The organism is Bacillus sp. FSL K6-6540, from assembly GCF_038007545.1.
In genome coordinates, this window is sequence record NZ_JBBOXH010000001.1 from 101,030 (window position 1) to 121,123 (window position 20,094).

Below are 20,094 nucleotides of genomic sequence, written 5' to 3' on the forward strand. Positions count from 1 at the left end.
GTGACAAAAAAAGCAACTATACCGCGCACCTTCATAAAAAGTACACAAAATTGTGCCTTTTCATATAGACAAAGATTACTATTCCTCATTTGCCGGAGGCTCATACACCATGCAGTGGAAAAGGGCGTTTCCCGTCGGCGTAAGGCGCTCATACGTATCGGTGATATGAAAGCCCGCCTTTTCGTACGCGCGGATCGCACGTTCATTCCAGGTCATTACCTCCAGGTCGATCTCATCGGCAGGCCGCCTCCGCCTCGCTTCCCGGACAATCGTCTGCATAAACCGTTTACCCATTCCCCGCCCGCACCAATCAGGCCGCATGCCCAGCCCGATTCGCGTAACCTCATGCATCGGAAACAGTTGGGCAAATCCCCATAGCGTCTTCCGTTCATCCAAAATCGAAATGTACTGCTCCCGGCGGATGTCGGGATCCCCAAACTCGATCTCAAGCCCCTTCATCTGCTCCCAGGGAAGAAAACCGTAAATGTTATAGGGAGGAGGATAGGTCCAGGCGCATATTTCTTTCGCGTGCTCTTCACGCATGACCACCGTATGAAATGAAATCGGTGCTGCATCCATTGGCAAAGTCCCCCTGTCATAATTACAAATTAAATTATACCCCATTTCTCAAACATTCTAGCCGCATCAAAAAGCCCGTCCAAGAGAAGTAGGTCTCCTTTGACGGGCAAACGGATATGTATGGGCAGGACGAGGATAAGACATCGAAGCTTAGGAGGATTCTCCGGTCGACTTTTCATACTGATCATTGCTCATGATGCGCTCGGCACCTACGTACCGCTGCTCGTAGTAGTCCTCAGAAAATAAAATCAATATTTTTCCATTAGGGTGTTTAATGAAGGGAGAGGAGGGTATATAAAGGGTAGAAGATGCAACGACATGAGGGGGCGAAGTGAATTCGCATAATAATTTTCTTTTTTTCTCGAAAAGTGGGAACTTTTTCGTTGTCCCAAACGTTATAAAGGTATACACAGAGCAGACAAAAGAAAAAGCCGCTGGATGAGATCGGCACAATCTCATACACCCAGGGCTTCTTGTAAAGGATAAATCAATGAAGTTCCAGTAATTAATTGTAGTTCACAGCTACAGACTTGTACGTAGACTGACTCATGACTCGCTTAGCACCTACGTATCGATTGGCGTAATAGCTCTGGCTCAGCGGACTGATGATGACACCGCGCGAGGATGAGGAATGAGCGAATTTGCCGCCCCCAACATAAATACCCACATGAGATACACCTCTGCCGGATGTGTTGAAGAACACGAGATCGCCAGCTTTCAGCTTGCTCTTGGCTACGGCCGTACCGACTTTGTATTGAGCTCCAGACGTGCGCGGCAGGCTAAGACCAAGTTTCTTGTAGATATAGCTGGTGAATCCGGAGCAGTCAAAACCATTCGTTGTGGTTCCACCTGTTTTATAAGAGACACCAATGGCTGGTTTGATTGCAGTATTTAATTTGGAATCGGCGAAAGCGCTTCCGGTCCCTAATGTGAGTGCGAGGGCCAGGCCTAGAGAAATGGCCGTTAACTTCTTTTTCAAAACAAAAAGCTCCTTCCATTGCCTGCGAGGTTAGCTTAAGGGTTCGGTTGAAGGTCCCCTATGATCCCTCTCTTGCGAGATCAATTCACCCAAAACGGATCCCCCGCTTCCCAATCATGGGAATTCGGCTCCTTAAAATGTTGATGAACCCATTCATAGACGTCTGACGTTCCAACATGCTTAACGAAATTACATAGTTCCAGCAAAAAGTTACAGTAAAGATGACAAAGTTGTTACTAACATATTCGTTATTTTAGCAGAGTATTAACAATTTGGCAAATGAGGAAAGCTCATTTTTATACAAAAAAACCTGTCCCCGTCATGCGGGATCAGGTTTTTTTGTAACTTGGCCATCGGAAAATGTAATATTGAGGAAAAATGAGCTTCTATTCTTTGTAAAATCAAGTCCGAGAGAGAAATGTGTCGCTTCCGATTACAGCATATTTACGAGCTTGTTTATCATATGATGGTAACGAAATGTAACGATTAGGCATGCTGCGAAGAAGAATCCCGCCACAAATGATATTGGGCGGAAATTACCCAAATTTGGAAGAGTCCATTTAGAAAATAAGAGGCTTGCTGAATAATCAAGCCGATCAATCCCGCCCAGAAGAGCGATGCCGAGCTCAGGAGCAAAAGAATGACGCAGGCCGATCCGCCAACGGTAAGGGATAACAGCACAGCCGTGCCCAGTCGGCGGAAGAGCGCAAGAACGGAGCTGATCATGCCGGAATTGTCCGTACGGCCGAATTGCATATAGAGCAATAACAGGCGAATCAGATAGGCGTACAGAAACCAGCCGGCTGCATGAGGCAGCGCATGAAGCAGCATAACCGGCTCATGGATCCCGTTCAGCAGGATCGGAAGGATTTTGGGCAGAATCCAGTATCCGGGCACAAAGGTAAGAACAAGTTCGATCAGATAAAATACCGTAACGGGCTTCCATAGCTTCTGCATGCCGGTGAAGAAGAATAATCCGCGCTCGCCCTTAGCCTCCTGGTGGAGGTTATAGAAGATGCCTGCCCGAATGAGCGGGGTACATACCATCCGGATCAGGAGCAGAGCGGCCAGAAGCCAACCATAGGTATGGACCGTGCCGCTTAACGATAGACTCATCTCGCCCTCGTAGAAGAATAACAGGCGACTAAGCTCGTTAGGGGCAGAATCCGGATACCGCATCAGTAGGGGGACGACTGCCGATTTTACAAGCCGGTACAGGCAATATCCCCACAGCATGCGGTACAAGAACAGCAGAATGGAGACGTATAATTGGTCTTTAACACTGATCCACCCTTGGCCTGCATAACTTTTCATGTGCTCCCCCCTCACCATGACAGGCTGCCGAACAACGTCTCCACAAGCTTGGTAATACTGAGATTCCAGCGTGTGACCACCTTCGGATCCATTCCTGCCTTCATATAGTTATTGATGTGTCTATTCTCCAGAACGATGGAGTATTTCGGATCAACCATGGCCCAGGCGAGCGGGGTGCTGTACTCCAGGGTGTACGTAACTTTTCCGTCCTTGCCGCTCCAGGTTCGCTCCACCGTTTTGCCGTCTTCAAAGGCGAACACGATAGGCACATCGGTTATATCTCCGTCCTTGCTCGTAATCTTGACCGTGGATTCATACCGCGGATGGTCTGACGTGCCTTTATTTTTGGTTTTGATCACATCGATGGCGACGTCGGCCATTTGGCTTCCATATACATATTGGTCAAAATACGATTGCCAGGATGTTTTGCTTACTTGCTCGACGACTTTCTGAAAATCAGACGTGGTTGGGTGCTTGAACCGATATTTCTGGGCATAGGTATGCATGATTTTCCCCATCATCTGTGGACCGACCTGCCGTTCAATGCCTTGCAGCACCAGCTTGCCTCTCGTGTAAACATTCAGCGCGTAGTTCTCGTGTGAGCTGTATTTCCAGGACTCCATCTTCAGCGGGGCAGGGGAGGTAATCGATGCTCCTTGAGCAGCGGTGTTGGAGGTAATGCCGTATTCCTTCTCCATCACTCTTTCTTCTGCATAGGTTGCAAAGGCCTCGTCCAGCCACGCTTCCTCAAATTCGTTGCTTGCGATCATTCCGTAAAAATATTGGTGGGCGATCTCGTGAATGACGGTCCGTTCGAGCTCATAACCCGGCGAATCGTTCTTGGCCCCGAAGGCCGTGACCAGCGTCGGGTATTCCATACCGCCTGCACCGTTGCCCGACTCCGGCGGGACGACGATGGACAACGTGGAATAAGGATAGGTTCCGTACCATTTACCGAACGAAGCCAGTGCCGACTTGGCGGCATCAAAGTAACGGTCCTTCAGGTCTTTATGGGCCGGATCGAGATACAGCTTGATGCGGACGCCCGGCACGCCCGGTGCCGAGAAGGCTTCCTCGGCCGTGACAAAATTGGGCGAGGCCGACCAGGCAAAATCGTGCACATCATCGGCATAGAATTGATAAATTTTTTCCCCGTTCGACTTTTGGGCGGGCTTGGTCGGGAATCCGGTCGCGGCGACAATGTAATTCTCGGGCACCCGGATGCGAACGCTGTAAATGCCGAAGTTGGAATAGAACTCGGAGTTGCCGTGGTATTGATGAAGATTCCATCCTTCCTCGGCTCTTCCGCGAAGTCCGGCCGGTTCATAGACCGATACTTTAGGAAACCATTGGCCAGCCATAATAAAATTCTCGGTGGTGCCCATGCGCGCGAATATTTTGGGAAGCTCGACTTCAAATTCCATGTGAATGGTGATGCTCTCCCCGCCCTTGATGGGTTTGGGCAATCTAAGTTTGACAAGGCTGTGATCCTTGATGTTCCCGTCATCGGGTTGGACGAATTGAAGGCGATGGGTCAGGGCCAGTCCTTCCGTGGTTTTCACATTGGTAATGGTCATGGAGCCGTACCCGTCGTCCGGCATGGGGTCGGAACGAAGCCTGCCGCCCGATTCCTTCATAAAGGTCGTTTCATCGGAAGCAAAGGCATTGGGATACAGATGAAAGTACAGCTCATTTACGCTTTTTTTGCCTGGGTGAGTCCAAGTGAGTGTCTGCTTGCCCTTAAGTTTGTTCTCCTCAGGCTCGTACCGAACATCCATGTGATATTCCACCAGCCGGTCGCTTAAGGCCGGAGCGGGAGTATCAGGCTGCACCTTAGGCGGTGAGAGCGGGGCCTTCTCCACGGCAGAGGCAGAGGGCTTGCCCGCATTTGGGGCAAGGACAGACGCTGAGGACCCTGGATTCAGAAATATCGGCATCGATCCTGCAAGCAAACCAAGGGCAAGCAGGGATGATAGAAAGACTTTGGCACGTGGTGGGACCATATCGAACAACCTCCCGTTGACAAGCATCTAGTGCATGTATATGTTTGCTTTTGGGGGATTATTAGTTAAAATAAAATTATTGGGACATGGTTATCAATTTAGCGGCTGATACGTGAGAATCGGCTCTGATATAGGAGGTCGGCAGCAGTGGAGAACGAAGATCAGAAGCAGGGTGCGAAGAAACCCATTGCGTTGAATATTATCAATAGCAAGAGTAAGCATAAGGGGTTTGGATCCGGCTCCATCGATCTGAACAGTTTGTCGCCTGTCATCATCGACAATGGCGAGGCGCGAGTGGATATTGGAGCCATGCATGCAAAGAGCAAGGTGGAGAAGGGCATCCGCTTCAGCATGAACCGTGATGAAGTGCCCAACGGACGCCAGGTATGGATCGTGTGGGTAGCTGTAGACCGTACCGCGGAAGGACAGCATTATGCAGGCATGACCGCGTGCGAAATGTGGATCGACCATGATGCCCGCCGCGGCTGGAAAATCCTCGCCGACCATGTGAATAAAATGGATGCGGCGATGAAGCGCAAGATTATTCTGGATGGGCTTGGCGACGTGGAGAAGAAAGCGCTGCGCGAACTGCTGATCTCCCGTAACGAGGAATGGTGGAATGCCTCGCCGGAGGAGTTTAGAGAAGCTCTTCAAACAGCGGAATGATACCATAAATAAGCATTTTTCTAGATGCGGACATAAGGAAAGACCGGTTGGATTCGTGAATGAATCCGCCGGTCTTTTTTTGTGATTGATACGGTTAGAATGGAAGGGCGTAGGTCAGCTCTTTCTTTATATCAAGAAACGGATTTTCGTATTGAAGCTTCAGCTTGCCGCCGGCATATCCGTCATACGTAAGGCCGTCTCCGATGAAACCCACTTCGTTTGGCGGCATCTCTTCAATAGCTTTGATACTCTCCTCGTCCAAAAGTTCGGGATAGATAAGTTCTGCGGACTTGCCTGTCGGTTCAACGATATACAGGGTTGCCTTCGTATAGGGACGGACGAGCAGGAAGTCCCGTTCGATCGCTTCCACAATAAAATGATCGTCAACACCGGTGAGGGCGGCCAGATCGTAGGTTTTTACCGTTCTGCCCATCGGATGAACCAGCTCCAGCGTGCTGCCATTCATCATGGCGATATTGCCTTTGTAGCTGAGTTGGTCCGGATGATAGTTGATCCCGGCAAAATTGGTGTGATTGGTTTTGGAAAGCTTCAGGATTTTCTTGTCTTGAATGAGCACCCGATATCTTCCTTCATGGATATGGGGTTCCCCGTAATAATTGGACAAGTCGACGACATAGGTATTGCTGTTGATGCGATGTGCGTTCAAGCCCACTTGATCGATATCCTCAACTGGGAGAATGCCGACTTTCGTTGGCGTCGTTCCGGCTTTCCCCATGGACAGCATACCGGTCTCGCGATTCACCCAGAACAGCATATTGGCCTTGGAGGCATAAGCGTATCGGGACCAGGAATCAAAGGTGGTTCGAAGTCCGGATTTGCTGTCGTACTTCAGCTGAATGCCGAAGCCTTTGGTAATCAGGCTGGCGGGAACATAAGTCACGCCTTTCTTCACAACCGGAGCCGCCTCGAGCTTCAAAGCGGTACCCTTGGCATTCACGGCGCGCGAATTTCCAATAATAATGCGAACAGACTGGGTCGGGCTGTTAATGTACAGCTCGTTCTTTCCAGGGATCGTCAGCTGCAGCTGCAGCTGCTCGGAAACTTCCTTCAGTGGAATGAACACGACGCCTTTGTTTGTATAAGGTTTATGCTTCACATCGAGCGCGCTCCAGGCTGCCTTGCTCTGCGATGTGGAGGCTGCTGCCGCATGGGCAGGAATGGTTATGAGCGATGAGGATGTAAGCATTAAAGACAATGCTATGGATGCGGTACCTGCTAGTTTGATGATTTGTACGGATTTCATTGTATTTCCTCCTTCTGGTTTTCACTCCCGCCTATATAAACGACTAAATAATGGGAAATGTTTCATCAAATCAAAAAATCATGTAAAAAATGATATATGCGATGAAGCAAAGCTGAGGGGAGAGGGAGCGTCCGAACCTAAAAAACCGGAGCTGCCCAGAAGGGACGCAGCTCCGGTTTATATCAATGTCCTGATTGCAGCTCCTGATCCTTGCCAAGCAGAATGGTGAGACCCAGCAGGGTAACGATAATGGTGGCCCCCATGTCCGATATGATCGCGATCCATAGGGTCAGCCAGCCCGGAATCGTTAGCAGCAGAGCGATGGCCTTCAGCGACAAGGAAAGTCCGATGTTCCATTTAATAATCCGGTTGACTCGTCTTGCCGTCTTGATGGCCCCGGGCAGCTTACCAAGGTGATCCTGCATCAATACGATGTCGGCGGTTTCGATGGCGCTGTCCGTTCCTTTTCCCATTGCGATGCCCAGATCGGCAGCGGCCAATGCAGGGGCGTCGTTAATGCCATCGCCGACCATGCCGGTCTTTTTGCGGGAGCTAAGCTCCTTGATTTTGGCAACCTTCTGTTCCGGCAGCAGGCTTGCGAACACCCGCGATACGCCGGATTGTTTCGCGATCGCCTGCGCCGACTGCTCATGGTCGCCCGTCAGCATCACCGTATCCGTGATTCCAGCCTCGTGAAGCTTGCGGACAACGGCTGCGGTCTCCGGCCTAATCTCATCGGCAAGACCGAATTGACCTAATACCCGCTCCTCGCTTACGGCGGCAACGATCGTGTACCCCTGGGCCTTCATTCTCCGAATGTCATCTTCAACGGCACGGATATGATCTTGAGGGCCGTTCACATGCTTCAGCACTTCCTCGCTGCCCACCCAGAACAGCTTCCCTCCGATTTCAGCCCGAATGCCTTCACCCGGCAGCACCGTAATCTGTCGAGGTTCATTAAACATGCATTCCGGCTGCTTGATCTCCAGATGTTTCATGACGGCTTTGGCCAACGGATGGAGCGAGGATTGCTCCAGCGCGCCTACCACGGCATAAAATTTATCTTCATCATATACGGTTTCCGCGTAGACGGCCGGCTCGCCCTTGGTCAGGGTTCCCGTCTTGTCGAAAGCGACGGCTTCCAGGCGTCCGAGCTGCTCCAGATGGACTCCACCTTTAATTAGAATGCCGTTGCGTGCCGCGCGGGTCATCCCGCTAACCAGCGCTATCGGGGAAGAGAGCACGAGCGAGCAAGGACACCCGACAATGAGAATGGACAGCCCCTGGTAGACCCAGGTCATCCAGGGCTGATTCAGCAGCAACGGAGGAATCAGCGCAACAGCCAATGCGATGATCATAATGGCTGGCGTATAGTATTTAGCAAATTTATCGATGAATAGCTCCGTCGGCGTCTTGCTGTCCTGCGCCTCCTGCACAAGATGCATGATCTTGGCCAGGGAGGAATCCTGATAAGCCTTCGATATGGCGATATAGAGCACGCCGTCGGTACTTACGCTGCCGCCAAATACGGCGTCGCCCTCCCGTTTCGTAACAGGCACCGATTCTCCGGTTATGGCAGCTTCGTTCACCGCGCCGGTTCCCTGGGTTATGGCTCCGTCCGAAGGAATTTTCTCGCCAGGTCTTACCCGGACAACGTCTCCGGGAGAGAGGCTTTCGATCGGCACGCGTTTGGTTTGGCCGTCTACCCAAAGCTCGGCTTCCTTCGGCGCTGCGGCCAGCAGCGCTTCCATGGATTGGCGGGCACGGTTCATGCCGTAGCCTTCCAGCAGCTCATTGAGGCCGAACAGAATGGCAACGAGCGTGGCTTCCCGCCACTCCCCGATGATGACGGCACCTACGAGCGCAACGGTCATCAGGGTATCCATATTGAATTTGAAGCGGGTCAGGTTACGCAGTCCGCGCAAAAACGTCGTATACCCGCTCAATATCATGGCACCTGCATATAATGCGATCACGACCGACTCGGCGGCGTTCCCTTCTAATAGAAAAGTCAGCAGATAAAACGCAGCCGAGATGGACAGCAGCCACTTCATTTTTCGTTCGCTGCCATGGCTGTGTTCATGTCCATGGCTTTGTCCGTGGTCGTGTTCATCTGACGGACCATGAGCGTGCGGCGAAGAGGCGGGCCGAACATCAGCGCCGGCAGCCGAAAGGGCTGTTTGCGGGGCATGAACGATACGGGCGCCATCACTTTTCAAAATGGTTTCTACCCGGTTTAGGTTCACCTGGGGGGAAAGGGTCAGCTTTCCGCTGTTATAACTTAGCCGGGCGTCGCTTCCATGGTCGAGCTTCTGGATCTCCTCCTGCATTTCACGGGTGCAGTTCGGGCACGAGAGGCCCTGGACCTTGTATTCAACAAGTTTGCTGCCACCTGCTTCAGGAGATGTTTTGGATTGCTGATGGTTGTCCGTGCTCATCTACACCCTCTCCTTCTGGTGCTCCAGCGTCATATGAAGCAAAGTCCGGATATGGTCGTCTTTTAGCGAATAGTATACATTCTTACCAGCCTTGCGCGATTTGGCGATATTCTTGTTCTTCAGTGTGCGCAAATGATGGGAGGCTGTTGCGGTGGAGCTTCCGAGAACTTCAGCCACGTCGCAAACGCATAACTCGCCGCCGCGGTCCAGCATATAGGCTACCTTGACCCGCGTCGGGTCGGCCAGCGCCTTGAAGATCTCGGCCATGCCGAGCATATCATCATCCGAAACCGTTTCTTTTAACAAAGCAACCCTCTCGGTTGAAGGACATTCCGTTTCACACAGCTCCAGAGCCACGTCCTCTTTCATTGTTCGGACATTCATAAGATCAACCTCCTTGAAATAGGAGCAATAAGTGCTCTTTATTCTATATATTCAAACGTTGATTTGATTGTTAGTCATAATATACCCGATTTACACATGATATTCAAACGAATATTTGATTGTTCACAAGCTTTTCACAGCGCAGGTTATGATCCGGCAAGTCATATCATATGAACCAATTCCAGCGTTAGGCGCAGCGGCCGCACAGAAAATCCTTCCATTTCATTTCCCGCCAACTTATACTATTAGCAAAAAGATGTAAAATTCGCACAGGAAGAGTATCTGCGGCCCAGGCGCCTCAAGCGCTGCATCATATCCTGTACGGGCCATCGTTTCGACTCGAATGTGTACATTATCTAATACCTATCCTTCGATTTGCGGATGTGTATAAACAGGGGAGGCCGGAGTATGACTTGTCCGATATGTCGATATGAAACGGGAGATGGGAAATATTGCAAGAAATGCGGGGCCAGGCTGATTATCGAGGATTCCCCCGTCTTTGCGGCCATGAAGGAGCAAGCTGCTGCGTCGGAAATTTACGGCGTCGCCAGGCGAGGCGGAAGCATAAATAGGGAGATTTCTCATGTGCGCCAAGGAGAAGCTGCTCTGCCGGTGTATACTCCGCCGGATATTTCATTTCCTACAGCAGGCCGCCAGCATGCCGAAGAGGAAGAGGGGCCGAATCCTTATTGGACCAGCTTAAAATTGTATGGGCAGCTCTATGGGGACCATTTCCTGAAGGGGCTAAGGCATCCCTTCAGCGCAGCTGCCGTAACGGACAACAGCCAGTTCCTAAACGCGATCGTATCCATGCTGCTCTATATTGTGCTCCTTCCGCTCGCGCTGTACGCAGCGCTTCATCATGAACTGCAGGGACTCCCGGAGGGGGCGTTTGCAGATCTTGTCCTGAAGCCTATTGTCTGGATTGCGATTTTCTTGTTTTTGCTGAACGTCTTTACCTTCGCTGCAGTCAAGCTGTCATTTAACCCGGCTGCGAAGCTGAAAGAAGTCATGGCCAGATTCGGCACATTGCTGCCGCTATACCTTGTGTTGTATGCGATCAGTTTGTTGTTCCTGTTTCTTAATGGCGATATATCCAAGGTTATCATCCTTCTAGCGTTCATCAGCACCGTGATGACCGTGCCGTTATGCGTCATGACCGGCTACAAGAGAAGAGTGGCCGGCGGCCTGGATCCGCTGTATGCGATCCTGCTGGTCTACGTTGCAGTCATGCTCGTCATCGTGCTTCTGGGCAGCTCCATGATCGAATATATGAGCATTTTATAAGAAGCCATCTACATAAAGAATCGTGAAAAAGAGAAAAACAGCAGGCTCTTTATCGGGAACGCCCGGAAAAAGAGCCTACTGTTTTTTGACGTGACGGGCTATCCGTTTATTCGACCCACCATCGTTTGAAATCCTTCCACCAGGAACGTTCCTCCTGTTTCTCGGCAGCATCTGCAGGGTTAGCCTTCTTGGCGGGCTCCCCGCCTTCATGTTCGTCGCAATACTCCGTGGGTTCCGTCCCTTTGACGAAAACCTCCAGCATTTTGTCCGGACAGCCGGCGCCTGCAAGCTTGCCCGTCTTCGGATCCACATACGCGCTGACGACTTCATCCGGGATCGGAAAAATCTTGGGCGGCACGTTCTCCAGTGCCTTCTCCGTATACTGCGCAAAGATCGGCGCTGCGCGCCGTCCGTCGACTTTGCTGATCTCCCGTCCTTTGTCATACCCGACCCATACCGCCGTCGACAGCTCCGGGGTATAACCGACGAGCCAGGCGTCGGTGTCGGTCGTGCCCGTCTTTCCGGCCACGGGCCGTTTCATCAGGGTGGAGACGCGGTTACCCGTTCCGCCGGTCTCGAATACCCCCTCCATCATGCGCGTCATCACGTAAGCTGCGGAAGGCTCAACCACTTGTTCGCCTTCCTCTTCCGGAGCCGTATACAAACTGCGGCCGGCCGCGTCGGTGATGCTCAGCACCGCGACAGGGGAGACCCGCTTGCCGCTGTTAGCCATGACGGCGTAAGCGGAGGCCATCTCCAGCGGGCTGACGGGCGAGGTGCCCAGGGCCAGCGAAGGGACAGGCTCCAGCGGACTCGTGATGCCCATCTTTTTCGCCATGTCGGCGACTTTATCCGGGCCGATCTTCATGATGGTATTCACGGCATAGATGTTATCCGAGGCAGCAATGGCTTCCCGCATGGGGATTTCGCCTAAATATTTATCGCCGAAGTTGCTGGGCTGGTACGTTTTGCGATTGTTATCGTAATGAAACAGGGTAGGCTGGCTGTTGAACACGCTGGTGCTTGTCATTTCCTTGGATGCAATGGCCGTTAAATACATAATCGGCTTAAATGAGGAGCCGGGCTGCCTGGTTCTGGCCAATGCGTGGTTGTATTGATTCTCGCGGTAATTCTTACCGCCGACCATAGCTTTGATGTGGCCGTTTCGCGGGTCGATGGATACGAGCGCCGTCTCCAGCTCGCTCTTGCTGTCCATGCCCTGGGATACGGCCTCTTCGGCTGCTTTCTGGGCCCGCGGATCCAGGGTTGTATAGATGTTCAAGCCGCCCTGTTCGAGCTGCTGGTCCGTGATGTTCAACTGCTTGGTGACGAGACCCCGGACATAGTCCCGGAAGTAGGAGGCAATTACTTTATTCTCCTGCCGGTCCTGCGGGAGCAGGGCAAGCTTGGCCGAAGCGGCTTTATCCGCCTCGGCCTCCGTGATGAATCCGGTCTCTGCCATGGCATTCAGGACGATCTGCTGTCTTTTGACCGCGTTGTCCATATGATTGTAGGGCGAGTAATACGTGGGCCCCTTCGGAATGCCGGCCAGCATTGCGCTTTCGGCCAAGGTCAGGTTTTTTGCCGATTTGCCGAAATACAGCAGCGACGCCGACTCGATGCCGTAAGCGCCGTGACCGTAATAAATTTCGTTCAGGTACATTTCGAGAATTTGATCTTTCGTATATTTCATCTCAAGCTGGGCGGTGAATTTGGCCTCCTTGAGTTTTCGTGTCCATGTTTTTTCATGAGATAGGTATAAGTTTCGTGCAAGCTGCTGGGTTAACGTGCTCGCTCCCTGTTTGCGGTCCATATGCTGCAGGTTGATCAATACGGCCCTGGCCATGCCCTTCATATCGAACCCGGGATGATCATAGAATTTTCGGTCCTCCACCGCCAAGGTGGCCTGAATCAGTAGGGGGGATATGTCGGCGAGGTTCACCTGCTCGGATGTATGTCCCGTGCTTGAGAATGTGGCGATCAAATCTCCCTGGCTGTCGAGCAGACGGGAGTAGCGGGATGTTTCCGCGACCGGCAGCGGCGTTATAAATAAATAGGCGAGCAGAATGCCGCCGGCGATGATGGAAATGCCAAGGAGTACGAACAGAAATGTAGCAAGCCGGACGAAACGACGTTTGCGCTTGGGTGATTTTTTTTGCCCCGGCATCAGATGTTCTCCTTCCAGTCCTTTTGTAGAGTCAAGGCCTTTGTGCCGCCAAAAATGGAGATGTGCTCAAATTCTCCTTGGCTGCCTTCTTTTTCTATACAGTATGGGGCTGCAGCGGTCAGGATATTCATCGGAAAGGGCGATGTTTTTGCTTCCGTTCGCATGTACCGGAACTTTTGGTTGCAATTTGGGCTTGATTTAATATAATCTAATTTGTTTGGTACAATAGGAAAAGTGTGAAACTGTAAGCTAAAGGCATCTGCCCCGAATAAAGTTTTACGGCTTGGATCTGGACGGCTGAACATTATTCTAGCGGAAAGAAGGTAGTGACGATGGAATTATGGTACACAGAGAAGCAAACCCCGACTTTTGGCATTACGGCTAAAATCCGGGAGACCTTTGTACATGAGAAGACGGAGTTTCAACAATTGGATATGATCGATACCGAGGAATTCGGGCGCATGCTCGTGCTGGACGGTATGGTTATGACTACGATTAAGGATGAATTCGTCTATCATGAGATGGTCGCTCACCCCGCGCTGAACACGCATCCAAATCCGAAGAAGGTTCTTGTCGTCGGCGGAGGAGACGGTGGCGTCATTCGCGAAGTGATCAAGCATCCGGGCGTAGAGAAGGCCGTACTCGTTGAAATTGATGGAAAAGTTATCGAATATTCGAAGCAGTACTTGCCTGAGATCGCCGGCAAGCTGGACGATCCGAAGGTTGAAGTGCTGGTTAACGATGGATATATGCACATTATCGAGCATAAGAACGAATACGATGTCATCATGGTGGACTCCACCGAGCCTGTAGGCCCGGCTGCTCCGTTGTTTGAGCGCGGATTCTATCAAGGGATCTATGAGGCGCTGAAGGAAGACGGTATTTTCGTGGCGCAAACGGACAATCCGTGGTTCAAAGCAGACCTGATTCAGCAGGTCAACAAAGACGTGAAGGAAATCTTCCCGATCGTGCGTGTCTATGGAGCGAACATTCCAACCTACCCAAGCGGTCTGTGGACCTTTACGATGGGCAGCAAAACATACGATCCGCTTGAAGTGGACGAGTCCACGATTGATGAGATGGATACGAAGTATTATTCGCCTCGTCTGCATAAAGCCGCCTTCGTGCTGCCGAAATTCGTAGAAGACTTGGTGAAATAAGGAGGCGCGCATAAACTGATGAAACTGGACCAAGGTTATTCCGGCAACGTGTTTATTCTGAGCTCCGAGGATTATGAAGGATCCAAGGCCGTCATCTACGGTATGCCGATGGACTTCACGGTTAGCTACCGTCCCGGCTCCCGTTTCGGCCCGGCCCGTATCCGCCAAGCATCCGTTGGCTTGGAGGAGTACAGCCCGTACTTAGATAAGAGCATTGAAGATATCACTTATTTCGATGCAGGCGATCTGATGCTGCCTTTCGGCAATGCCGGTCGCAGTCTTGAAGTGATCGGCGATTATGTAGGCAAGCTGCTGGACGACGGGAAGTTCCCGATTGGACTCGGCGGAGAACACCTCGTATCGTGGCCGATTATTCAGAAGGTGTATGAGAAGTATCCTGATCTCATTCTGATCCATATCGATGCCCATGCCGACCTGCGCGAGCATTACGAGGGAGAGCCGTTGTCCCACTCCACGCCGGTCCGCAAGGCGGCGGGCATTATGGGCGGCAAGAACATTTATCAGTTCGGCATCCGTTCCGGCTCCCGCGAGGAGTTCCAGTACGGACGCGAGAACATCAATTTCTACCCGTTTGAGGTAGCCGCTCCGCTGAAGGAAGCATTGCCTTCCATGGGCAACCGTCCGGTCTACGTGACCATCGACATCGACGTGCTGGATCCGTCTGCCGCACCGGGCACCGGTACGGCAGAAGCCGGCGGCATCACGTCGAAAGAGCTGCTGGAAGCCGTACATCTGATTGCAAACTCCGATGTGAACGTTGTTGGCTGCGATCTCGTGGAAGTGGCGCCGATCTACGATCCGACCGAGCAGACCCAGATCGTGGCTGCGAAGCTGATTCGCGAGATGCTGCTGGGATTCGTTAAGTAGTCCACCCACCCAAACCCTCCCTGCCAGGGAGGGCCCCAAGGGCGCTGCCCTCTGGACACCCGGAACTTTGGTGTTCGGAGTGGGTATGAGGATATGTGCAGGGCTGGTGCTTGTTCCCGGCCATTCCTCGGTCTCCCCTGCGGGGACGTCCTCGTGGCCTTTGGTACGCCCATATTTCAGCCGAGGCTATTCGCCCCTCGGCCGATGAAGAAAAAGCAAGCCCTCCCTACCTAAGCCTAGCGGCTATCGGGGACGGCTTGCTTTTTCGCATTTGTTGGAGGCCTCCTCGCGTGAGCTGCCCTGACGGGCATGCTCGGGGCCGAGAGTATCAGCCGAGTTGGCACCGCCGCTCGGCTGTGGTAGATAAAGCAACCGTCCCCTCATCGAAGCCCGCGGTATCGGGGGTGCTTGCCCGAGCAATTGAGAAGAAATCCTCGACGATTCTATGGTGTAAACTTTAGATAGATCCAGATTTATTAAGGAGGGTTACATCATCATGACGAATGCTTCAAGCAAGAAGAGAACCGACACGGCATCAAGGGTTATTATGGCGTCGCCATCTACGATTTATCAGGCATTCTTGAATCCGGAGGCGCTGGCTTCGTGGCTTCCGCCAAAAGGGATGACAGGCCATGTCGACACGTTTGATGCCCGCGAGGGTGGGACTTATCGAATGATACTTACCTATAACGATACCGATCACTCGGCACCCGGTAAGTCTTCGGACAATACGGACGTCATTGAAGGAAAGTTTCTGGAGTTTGTTCACGAAGAGAGGGTTGTGCAGCTGGTCGAATTTGAATCTGATGATCCCAATTATGCGGGGTTTATGAAGATGACATGGGCATTGGAGCCGCTTGCGGAAGGCACCCAAGTCACGATCGTGTGTGAGAATGTGCCCGAAGGCGTACGGAAGGAAGATCACGATGAAGGCTTGAGGTCCACACTCGAGAATCTCGCCAAATCTACGGAGGGACAATAGACGGTCGGCTGTATAACGAAACAAACGAATTGTGATGAGGCATTTTCATGAACAAATCGTTTTGTAGATTTTATCAGGACCACGTTTGTGCTCTGAATGTTTGACTAGTTGCAATGATATTGGAAACAGGTGAGAGCAGCATGAGAAAATTCATCTATAGCTTAATTGCGGTCATGGTCGTCTTAACACTAATTTATATGTTTTCCATAACAACATCTGAATGAAGAACCAGCCACCTTCTCTATCGCTGCAGGTAGCTGGTTTTTTCTTTTCGGAGAAACCAAACCCATCCTCCATCCCATCAACAAATCCTTTTTACCCTCCCTCGGTTTGCTTGCTCCTCCCTAATTTCAAGTTCGACTTCAAATCCATTCATGGGTACACGATACGCGTAGTTATGGGAAGAATCGGCGATCTGCTCATTGCGTGTTGGATTGGACGATTGTGCCGATTTATCGGAAGCCGTTAATATTGGCGTTACATCGACCATATCGACGAAAAGGAGGTACGAATACGATGGCAGCCCAGTCACCCGAAATAAAGCGCAAGGATTTGATAACCGCCCGGCACCCAGGGACATCCCGTAACCGGTACATAGCCAACATCCGCAAGCATTGGATGCTGTATCTCATGATCATTCCCGGAATTCTCTATTATATTGTGTTTAAATATGTACCGCTGGCGGGCAGTGTCATCGCATTTCAGGACTATCAGATTTTCAAAGGCATCCTTGGCAGTCCGTGGGTGGGCCTGGACAATTTTGGATTTATTTTTTCCTACCAGGATTTCTACAACGTGCTGCGCAATACGGCGGTGATCGCTTTCTATCAGCTTGTTTTTGGTTTTCCTGCTCCGATCGTGCTGGCTCTGCTGTTCAATGAAATCCGCATCATGCTGGCAAAACGGGTCGTGCAAAGCATGTTCTATCTTCCGCACTTTTTATCATGGGTTGTTGTCGGCGGGATCGTCTTCGAGCTGTTATCCAACCAAGGGGTTGTGAATGCGGTGCGGGACTGGTTCGGCTACGAACCCATTCTGTTCATGCAGGAGGAACGGTATTTCCGAGGAATTGTCGTCCTTTCCTCGATCTGGAAGGAAGTCGGCTGGGGCACGATTATTTATTTGGCTGCCATCGCCGGCATCAATCCGAATTTATATGAAGCAGCCGTTATGGATGGAGCAAGTCGGTGGAAACAAACGATCTATATTACGCTGCCCACGATGTTTCCGACGATTCTGGTGCTGTTCCTGCTGCAAATCGGTAATTTCCTGGAGCTCGGCTTCGATCAGATTTACAATTTACTGACGCCGATGACGTACTCGGTAGGCGATATCATCGAAACGTACGTCTATCGTGCGGGTGTGCTTCAGGGGCAATACAGCATGACGACGGCTATCGGGCTGTTCCAGTCCGTCATTGGGTTTATACTGCTGTGGATTTTTAACCGGTTGGCCAGAAAAACGGATCAGGGGTTGTGGTGATGAAAGCGACATTCGGAGAAAAAATGTTTCAGACGCTGAATTATGTGTTTCTGTTCGCTGCTGCGGTGACGATGCTGTTCCCGCTTCTTCAGCTGCTTGCCGTATCGCTCAGCTCCCCGGTAGCTGCCGATTCGAAGGAAGTATTTCTGCTCCCCGTGGAGTTTACGACCGCTTCTTGGGAGCATGTATTAAAAAATAAAGGCTTGTGGACATCTTTCGGGATCACCGTATATATTACGATCGCCGGGACGCTGCTCAGCATGCTGTTTTCGGTCATGACGGCATACCCGCTTTCACGTCGGGAATTTCTGATCCGTAAACAAGTCATGTTCGGCATTGTGCTAACGATGATTTTTAACGCGCCGATGATCCCGTTTTTTTTGACCGTTCGCGAGCTTGGCATGATGAACTCCTTGTGGGCTCTCATCATTCCCGGTCTGGTTGGCACGTTCAACATGATCATTATTCGGACCTTTTTCATGGGCATTCCCAGTGAACTGGACGATTCGGCGCGAATCGACGGATGCAGCGAATTCGGCATATTGTTCCGCATGTACTTGCCTTTATCCAAACCTGTGATGGCGACGGTCAGTCTGTTTTACGCGGTCGGATACTGGAACACCTTCTCCCGTGCGGTGCTGTTTATAAGGGATCCGGAGAAATGGCCGCTTCAAATGAAGCTGAGAGCATACCTCCAGTCTCCCGAGGAGCTGGCTGCGGTCAATCTGTTTCTTGGGGATTACGATTTCAACACGACAACCTTGAAAGCGGCAACAATCCTGTTTGCTACCATTCCGATCATTCTGGTATACCCGTATCTGCAAAAATACTTTGTCAAAGGGTCCATGCTGGGTTCGTTAAAGGAATAAAGCAAAACGAGGCATGCGATATGAAATCGGCCTTGCGGCCGGTTTGATATAACTACCAATCCGAAAAAGGGGAGGATTTACTCATGTCGAAATGGTTTTTCCAGAAAGGGGCATGGAAACCGGCGCTCACGGCGACACTTGCGGCAGTCATGCTGTTTGGCTGCGGCGGCAAGGGTGACGGCGAATCGCAAGCGGGCCAGAGCGGGGAGGGAAATCAAGAACTTACACAGGTAAAGGTGTTCAAAAGCCACATGGGCGTCGGCACGATTCCGGGTGCAGATAATCCGCATGTCCAGTATGTTGCGGAGCGGACCGGCGTGGAATATCAGTTGGTGACGACCCCGCCGGGATCGGAGCCGACCGAATATCTCAATCTGATGATTGCATCCGACGACTTGCCCGATATTCTTCGTCCGATCGGCGGGATCGAGCAGACCCTTATTCGCCAAGGAGGAGCGCTGGCACTGGATGAATTGCTGCCCCAGTATGCCCCGAACGTCTGGAACAATATCCCGCAGGAAGCATGGGATGTCGTTCGATCCGCTTCGCCGGACGGCAAAATCTATTATGTGCCAAAAGTGTTCCTGGTGCCGGAAAGAGCGCCGCTGATCCGTCAGGATTGGCTTGACAAGGTGGGGATGTCCATGCCGAAGACAACGGAGGAATACAAGGAGGTGCTGCGCGCCTTCCTTAACGAAGACCCGAACGGGAACGGCCTGAAGGACGAACTGCCTACAACGGGCCGCGAATTCGGCAAATGGATGGACCATTTGTTCGCCATGTTCGGCGTCGCGATGTGGGAGGGGAACCCGGAATGGGACGTCTATGACGGAAAAATCCAGTATGCCGGCGTAACGGACAATATGAAGGCTGCCATTGCGTTTGCCCGTGAGCTATATGACGAGAGGCTGCTGGACAACGAGACGTTTCTGAACAAAGGCGATGTGTGGACAGCTAAAATCAATAACAATCTGGTCGGTAGCTGGTACCACCTTCCCGCCAACCTGCGCGATCGGTTCACGGCCATGCAGCAAAAAGCACCGGATGCTTATATCGTTGGCATGCCGCTTCCAAAGGCCGATGGGTTTGAGGGCTTTGTCACGCAGAAGAGCATGGGCGAACCCGAGTGGATCATTCCGGTAAAGGCACAGGATAAAGCGCCTGCCGCCTTGAAGCTGCTCGATTTCTTCTATGATCGGTCGAATGACGAATTTATCCGCTTTGGCATCGAAGGACAGCAGCATGAAGTTGTCGACGGCAAAAAAGTGCTGCTTCCAGCCGAAGACAGCCGCCCATTGGCGCTCGGCATGCGCAACCTGACGACAGAGGAGGACATGGACATCCGGATTCAGGAGACGATCCCGGAAGACATGCAGCAGATGGTGAAGGATATATTCGAGGTGAGTACCGCCGACGCGAAGCGGATCGCCGGGGATGGACTTCCGAGTACCGTGTATGAAGGCTTCCCGGACATTCAATCGCATAAGCTGTTTCAGGAGTATGTAACCAAGATAGTCATTGGTGAATGGCCGCTGGAAAAGTTCGATGAATTCGTCGACCGCTGGCATAAGGCAGGGGGAGACGAAGTGACGAAGAGGGTAGAGGAATGGTACTCAAGGATGTGATCATACA

General features: G+C 51.7%; 16 protein-coding genes and 1 riboswitch. Of the genes, 8 read left to right on the top strand and 8 right to left on the bottom strand.

Going from position 1 to position 20,094, the window contains the following annotated elements; translation table 11 throughout:
* Window positions 1-78: 78 nt before the first annotated feature.
* From MHH82_RS00485 to MHH82_RS00500, 4 genes are all read right to left on the bottom strand, one after another.
* Window positions 79-579, bottom strand: a complete 501-nt coding sequence (locus MHH82_RS00485) for a GNAT family N-acetyltransferase (protein WP_012818350.1) — start codon at window positions 577-579, stop codon at window positions 79-81.
* Between the two features lie 505 nt (window positions 580-1,084).
* Window positions 1,085-1,558 (bottom strand): C40 family peptidase, encoded by a 474-nt coding sequence (locus MHH82_RS00490; protein ID WP_012818351.1) that lies wholly within the window; start codon window positions 1,556-1,558, stop codon window positions 1,085-1,087.
* Between the two features lie 4 nt (window positions 1,559-1,562).
* Window positions 1,563-1,698, bottom strand: a riboswitch (cyclic di-AMP (ydaO/yuaA leader).
* A gap of 346 nt (window positions 1,699-2,044) precedes the next feature.
* Complete coding sequence (locus MHH82_RS00495) at window positions 2,045-2,872, bottom strand: hypothetical protein (RefSeq protein WP_012818352.1); 828 nt, start codon at window positions 2,870-2,872, stop codon at window positions 2,045-2,047.
* Window positions 2,873-2,883: 11 nt separating this feature from the next.
* Window positions 2,884-4,875, bottom strand: coding sequence for a M1 family metallopeptidase (locus MHH82_RS00500; RefSeq protein ID WP_012818353.1), 1,992 nt, complete (start codon window positions 4,873-4,875; stop codon window positions 2,884-2,886).
* A 147-nt stretch (window positions 4,876-5,022) separates the two neighbouring features.
* Between MHH82_RS00500 and MHH82_RS00505 the strand changes: the two genes are divergently transcribed.
* A complete protein-coding gene (locus tag MHH82_RS00505; protein WP_012818354.1) occupies window positions 5,023-5,541 on the top strand; it encodes a YwhD family protein in 519 nt (172 codons plus the stop codon).
* 94 nt (window positions 5,542-5,635) lie between these two features.
* Here the strand turns inward: MHH82_RS00505 and MHH82_RS00510 are convergent, their stop codons facing one another.
* The 3 genes from MHH82_RS00510 to MHH82_RS00520 form a co-directional block, all read right to left on the bottom strand.
* Entirely contained in the window at window positions 5,636-6,805 is a 1,170-nt protein-coding gene (locus MHH82_RS00510; RefSeq protein ID WP_340962514.1) for a copper amine oxidase N-terminal domain-containing protein, read from the bottom strand.
* A gap of 182 nt (window positions 6,806-6,987) precedes the next feature.
* Complete coding sequence (locus MHH82_RS00515) at window positions 6,988-9,243, bottom strand: heavy metal translocating P-type ATPase (RefSeq protein ID WP_340962516.1); 2,256 nt, start codon at window positions 9,241-9,243, stop codon at window positions 6,988-6,990.
* Window positions 9,244-9,627 carry an ArsR/SmtB family transcription factor gene (locus tag MHH82_RS00520; RefSeq protein ID WP_090914391.1) on the bottom strand — a complete coding sequence of 128 codons (384 nt, stop codon included), beginning with the start codon at window positions 9,625-9,627 and terminating at the stop codon, window positions 9,244-9,246. It abuts the gene before it with no gap.
* Between the two features lie 408 nt (window positions 9,628-10,035).
* On the opposite strand from MHH82_RS00520, the gene MHH82_RS00525 reads away from it, so the two are divergent.
* Window positions 10,036-10,914 (top strand): hypothetical protein, encoded by an 879-nt coding sequence (locus tag MHH82_RS00525; RefSeq protein ID WP_340962518.1) that lies wholly within the window; start codon window positions 10,036-10,038, stop codon window positions 10,912-10,914.
* A 106-nt stretch (window positions 10,915-11,020) separates the two neighbouring features.
* Here the strand turns inward: MHH82_RS00525 and MHH82_RS00530 are convergent, their stop codons facing one another.
* Window positions 11,021-13,081, bottom strand: coding sequence for a transglycosylase domain-containing protein (locus MHH82_RS00530; RefSeq protein ID WP_340962520.1), 2,061 nt, complete (start codon window positions 13,079-13,081; stop codon window positions 11,021-11,023).
* Window positions 13,082-13,413: 332 nt separating this feature from the next.
* Here MHH82_RS00530 and speE point away from each other — a divergent pair, with 332 nt between their 5' ends.
* The 6 genes from speE to MHH82_RS00560 all read left to right on the top strand — a co-directional run bounded on the left by speE (window position 13,414) and on the right by MHH82_RS00560 (window position 20,087).
* On the top strand, window positions 13,414-14,241 hold the full coding sequence (gene speE, locus MHH82_RS00535) for a polyamine aminopropyltransferase (protein WP_012818360.1): 828 nt from the start codon (window positions 13,414-13,416) through the stop codon (window positions 14,239-14,241).
* Between the two features lie 18 nt (window positions 14,242-14,259).
* Entirely contained in the window at window positions 14,260-15,129 is an 870-nt protein-coding gene (gene speB / locus MHH82_RS00540; protein WP_012818361.1) for an agmatinase, read from the top strand.
* A gap of 496 nt (window positions 15,130-15,625) precedes the next feature.
* A complete protein-coding gene (locus tag MHH82_RS00545) occupies window positions 15,626-16,111 on the top strand; it encodes an SRPBCC family protein (protein ID WP_036662867.1) in 486 nt (161 codons plus the stop codon).
* Window positions 16,112-16,627: 516 nt separating this feature from the next.
* Window positions 16,628-17,593 (top strand): ABC transporter permease, encoded by a 966-nt coding sequence (locus MHH82_RS00550; RefSeq protein WP_012818363.1) that lies wholly within the window; start codon window positions 16,628-16,630, stop codon window positions 17,591-17,593.
* Window positions 17,593-18,462: a carbohydrate ABC transporter permease gene (locus MHH82_RS00555; RefSeq protein ID WP_009595532.1), complete on the top strand. Its 870-nt coding sequence runs from the start codon at window positions 17,593-17,595 to the stop codon at window positions 18,460-18,462. Before MHH82_RS00550 ends, MHH82_RS00555 begins: the two co-directional genes overlap by 1 nt.
* 83 nt (window positions 18,463-18,545) lie before the next feature.
* Window positions 18,546-20,087 carry an extracellular solute-binding protein gene (locus MHH82_RS00560; RefSeq protein ID WP_012818364.1) on the top strand — a complete coding sequence of 514 codons (1,542 nt, stop codon included), beginning with the start codon at window positions 18,546-18,548 and terminating at the stop codon, window positions 20,085-20,087.
* Window positions 20,088-20,094 lie beyond the last annotated feature (7 nt).

Coding starts and splice junctions, on each gene's coding strand:
- MHH82_RS00485 (WP_012818350.1), bottom strand. CDS start 579: ATGGATGCAGCACCGATTTCATTTCATACGGTGGTCATGCGTGAAGAG.
- MHH82_RS00495 (WP_012818352.1), bottom strand. CDS start 2,872: ATGAAAAGTTATGCAGGCCAAGGGTGGATCAGTGTTAAAGACCAATTA.
- MHH82_RS00500 (WP_012818353.1), bottom strand. CDS start 4,875: ATGGTCCCACCACGTGCCAAAGTCTTTCTATCATCCCTGCTTGCCCTT.
- MHH82_RS00510 (WP_340962514.1), bottom strand. CDS start 6,805: ATGAAATCCGTACAAATCATCAAACTAGCAGGTACCGCATCCATAGCA.
- MHH82_RS00515 (WP_340962516.1), bottom strand. CDS start 9,243: ATGAGCACGGACAACCATCAGCAATCCAAAACATCTCCTGAAGCAGGT.
- MHH82_RS00520 (WP_090914391.1), bottom strand. CDS start 9,627: ATGAATGTCCGAACAATGAAAGAGGACGTGGCTCTGGAGCTGTGTGAA.
- MHH82_RS00525 (WP_340962518.1), top strand. CDS start 10,036: ATGACTTGTCCGATATGTCGATATGAAACGGGAGATGGGAAATATTGC.
- MHH82_RS00530 (WP_340962520.1), bottom strand. CDS start 13,081: ATGCCGGGGCAAAAAAAATCACCCAAGCGCAAACGTCGTTTCGTCCGG.
- speE (WP_012818360.1), top strand. CDS start 13,414: ATGGAATTATGGTACACAGAGAAGCAAACCCCGACTTTTGGCATTACG.
- speB (WP_012818361.1), top strand. CDS start 14,260: ATGAAACTGGACCAAGGTTATTCCGGCAACGTGTTTATTCTGAGCTCC.
- MHH82_RS00545 (WP_036662867.1), top strand. CDS start 15,626: ATGACGAATGCTTCAAGCAAGAAGAGAACCGACACGGCATCAAGGGTT.
- MHH82_RS00550 (WP_012818363.1), top strand. CDS start 16,628: ATGGCAGCCCAGTCACCCGAAATAAAGCGCAAGGATTTGATAACCGCC.
- MHH82_RS00555 (WP_009595532.1), top strand. CDS start 17,593: ATGAAAGCGACATTCGGAGAAAAAATGTTTCAGACGCTGAATTATGTG.
- MHH82_RS00560 (WP_012818364.1), top strand. CDS start 18,546: ATGTCGAAATGGTTTTTCCAGAAAGGGGCATGGAAACCGGCGCTCACG.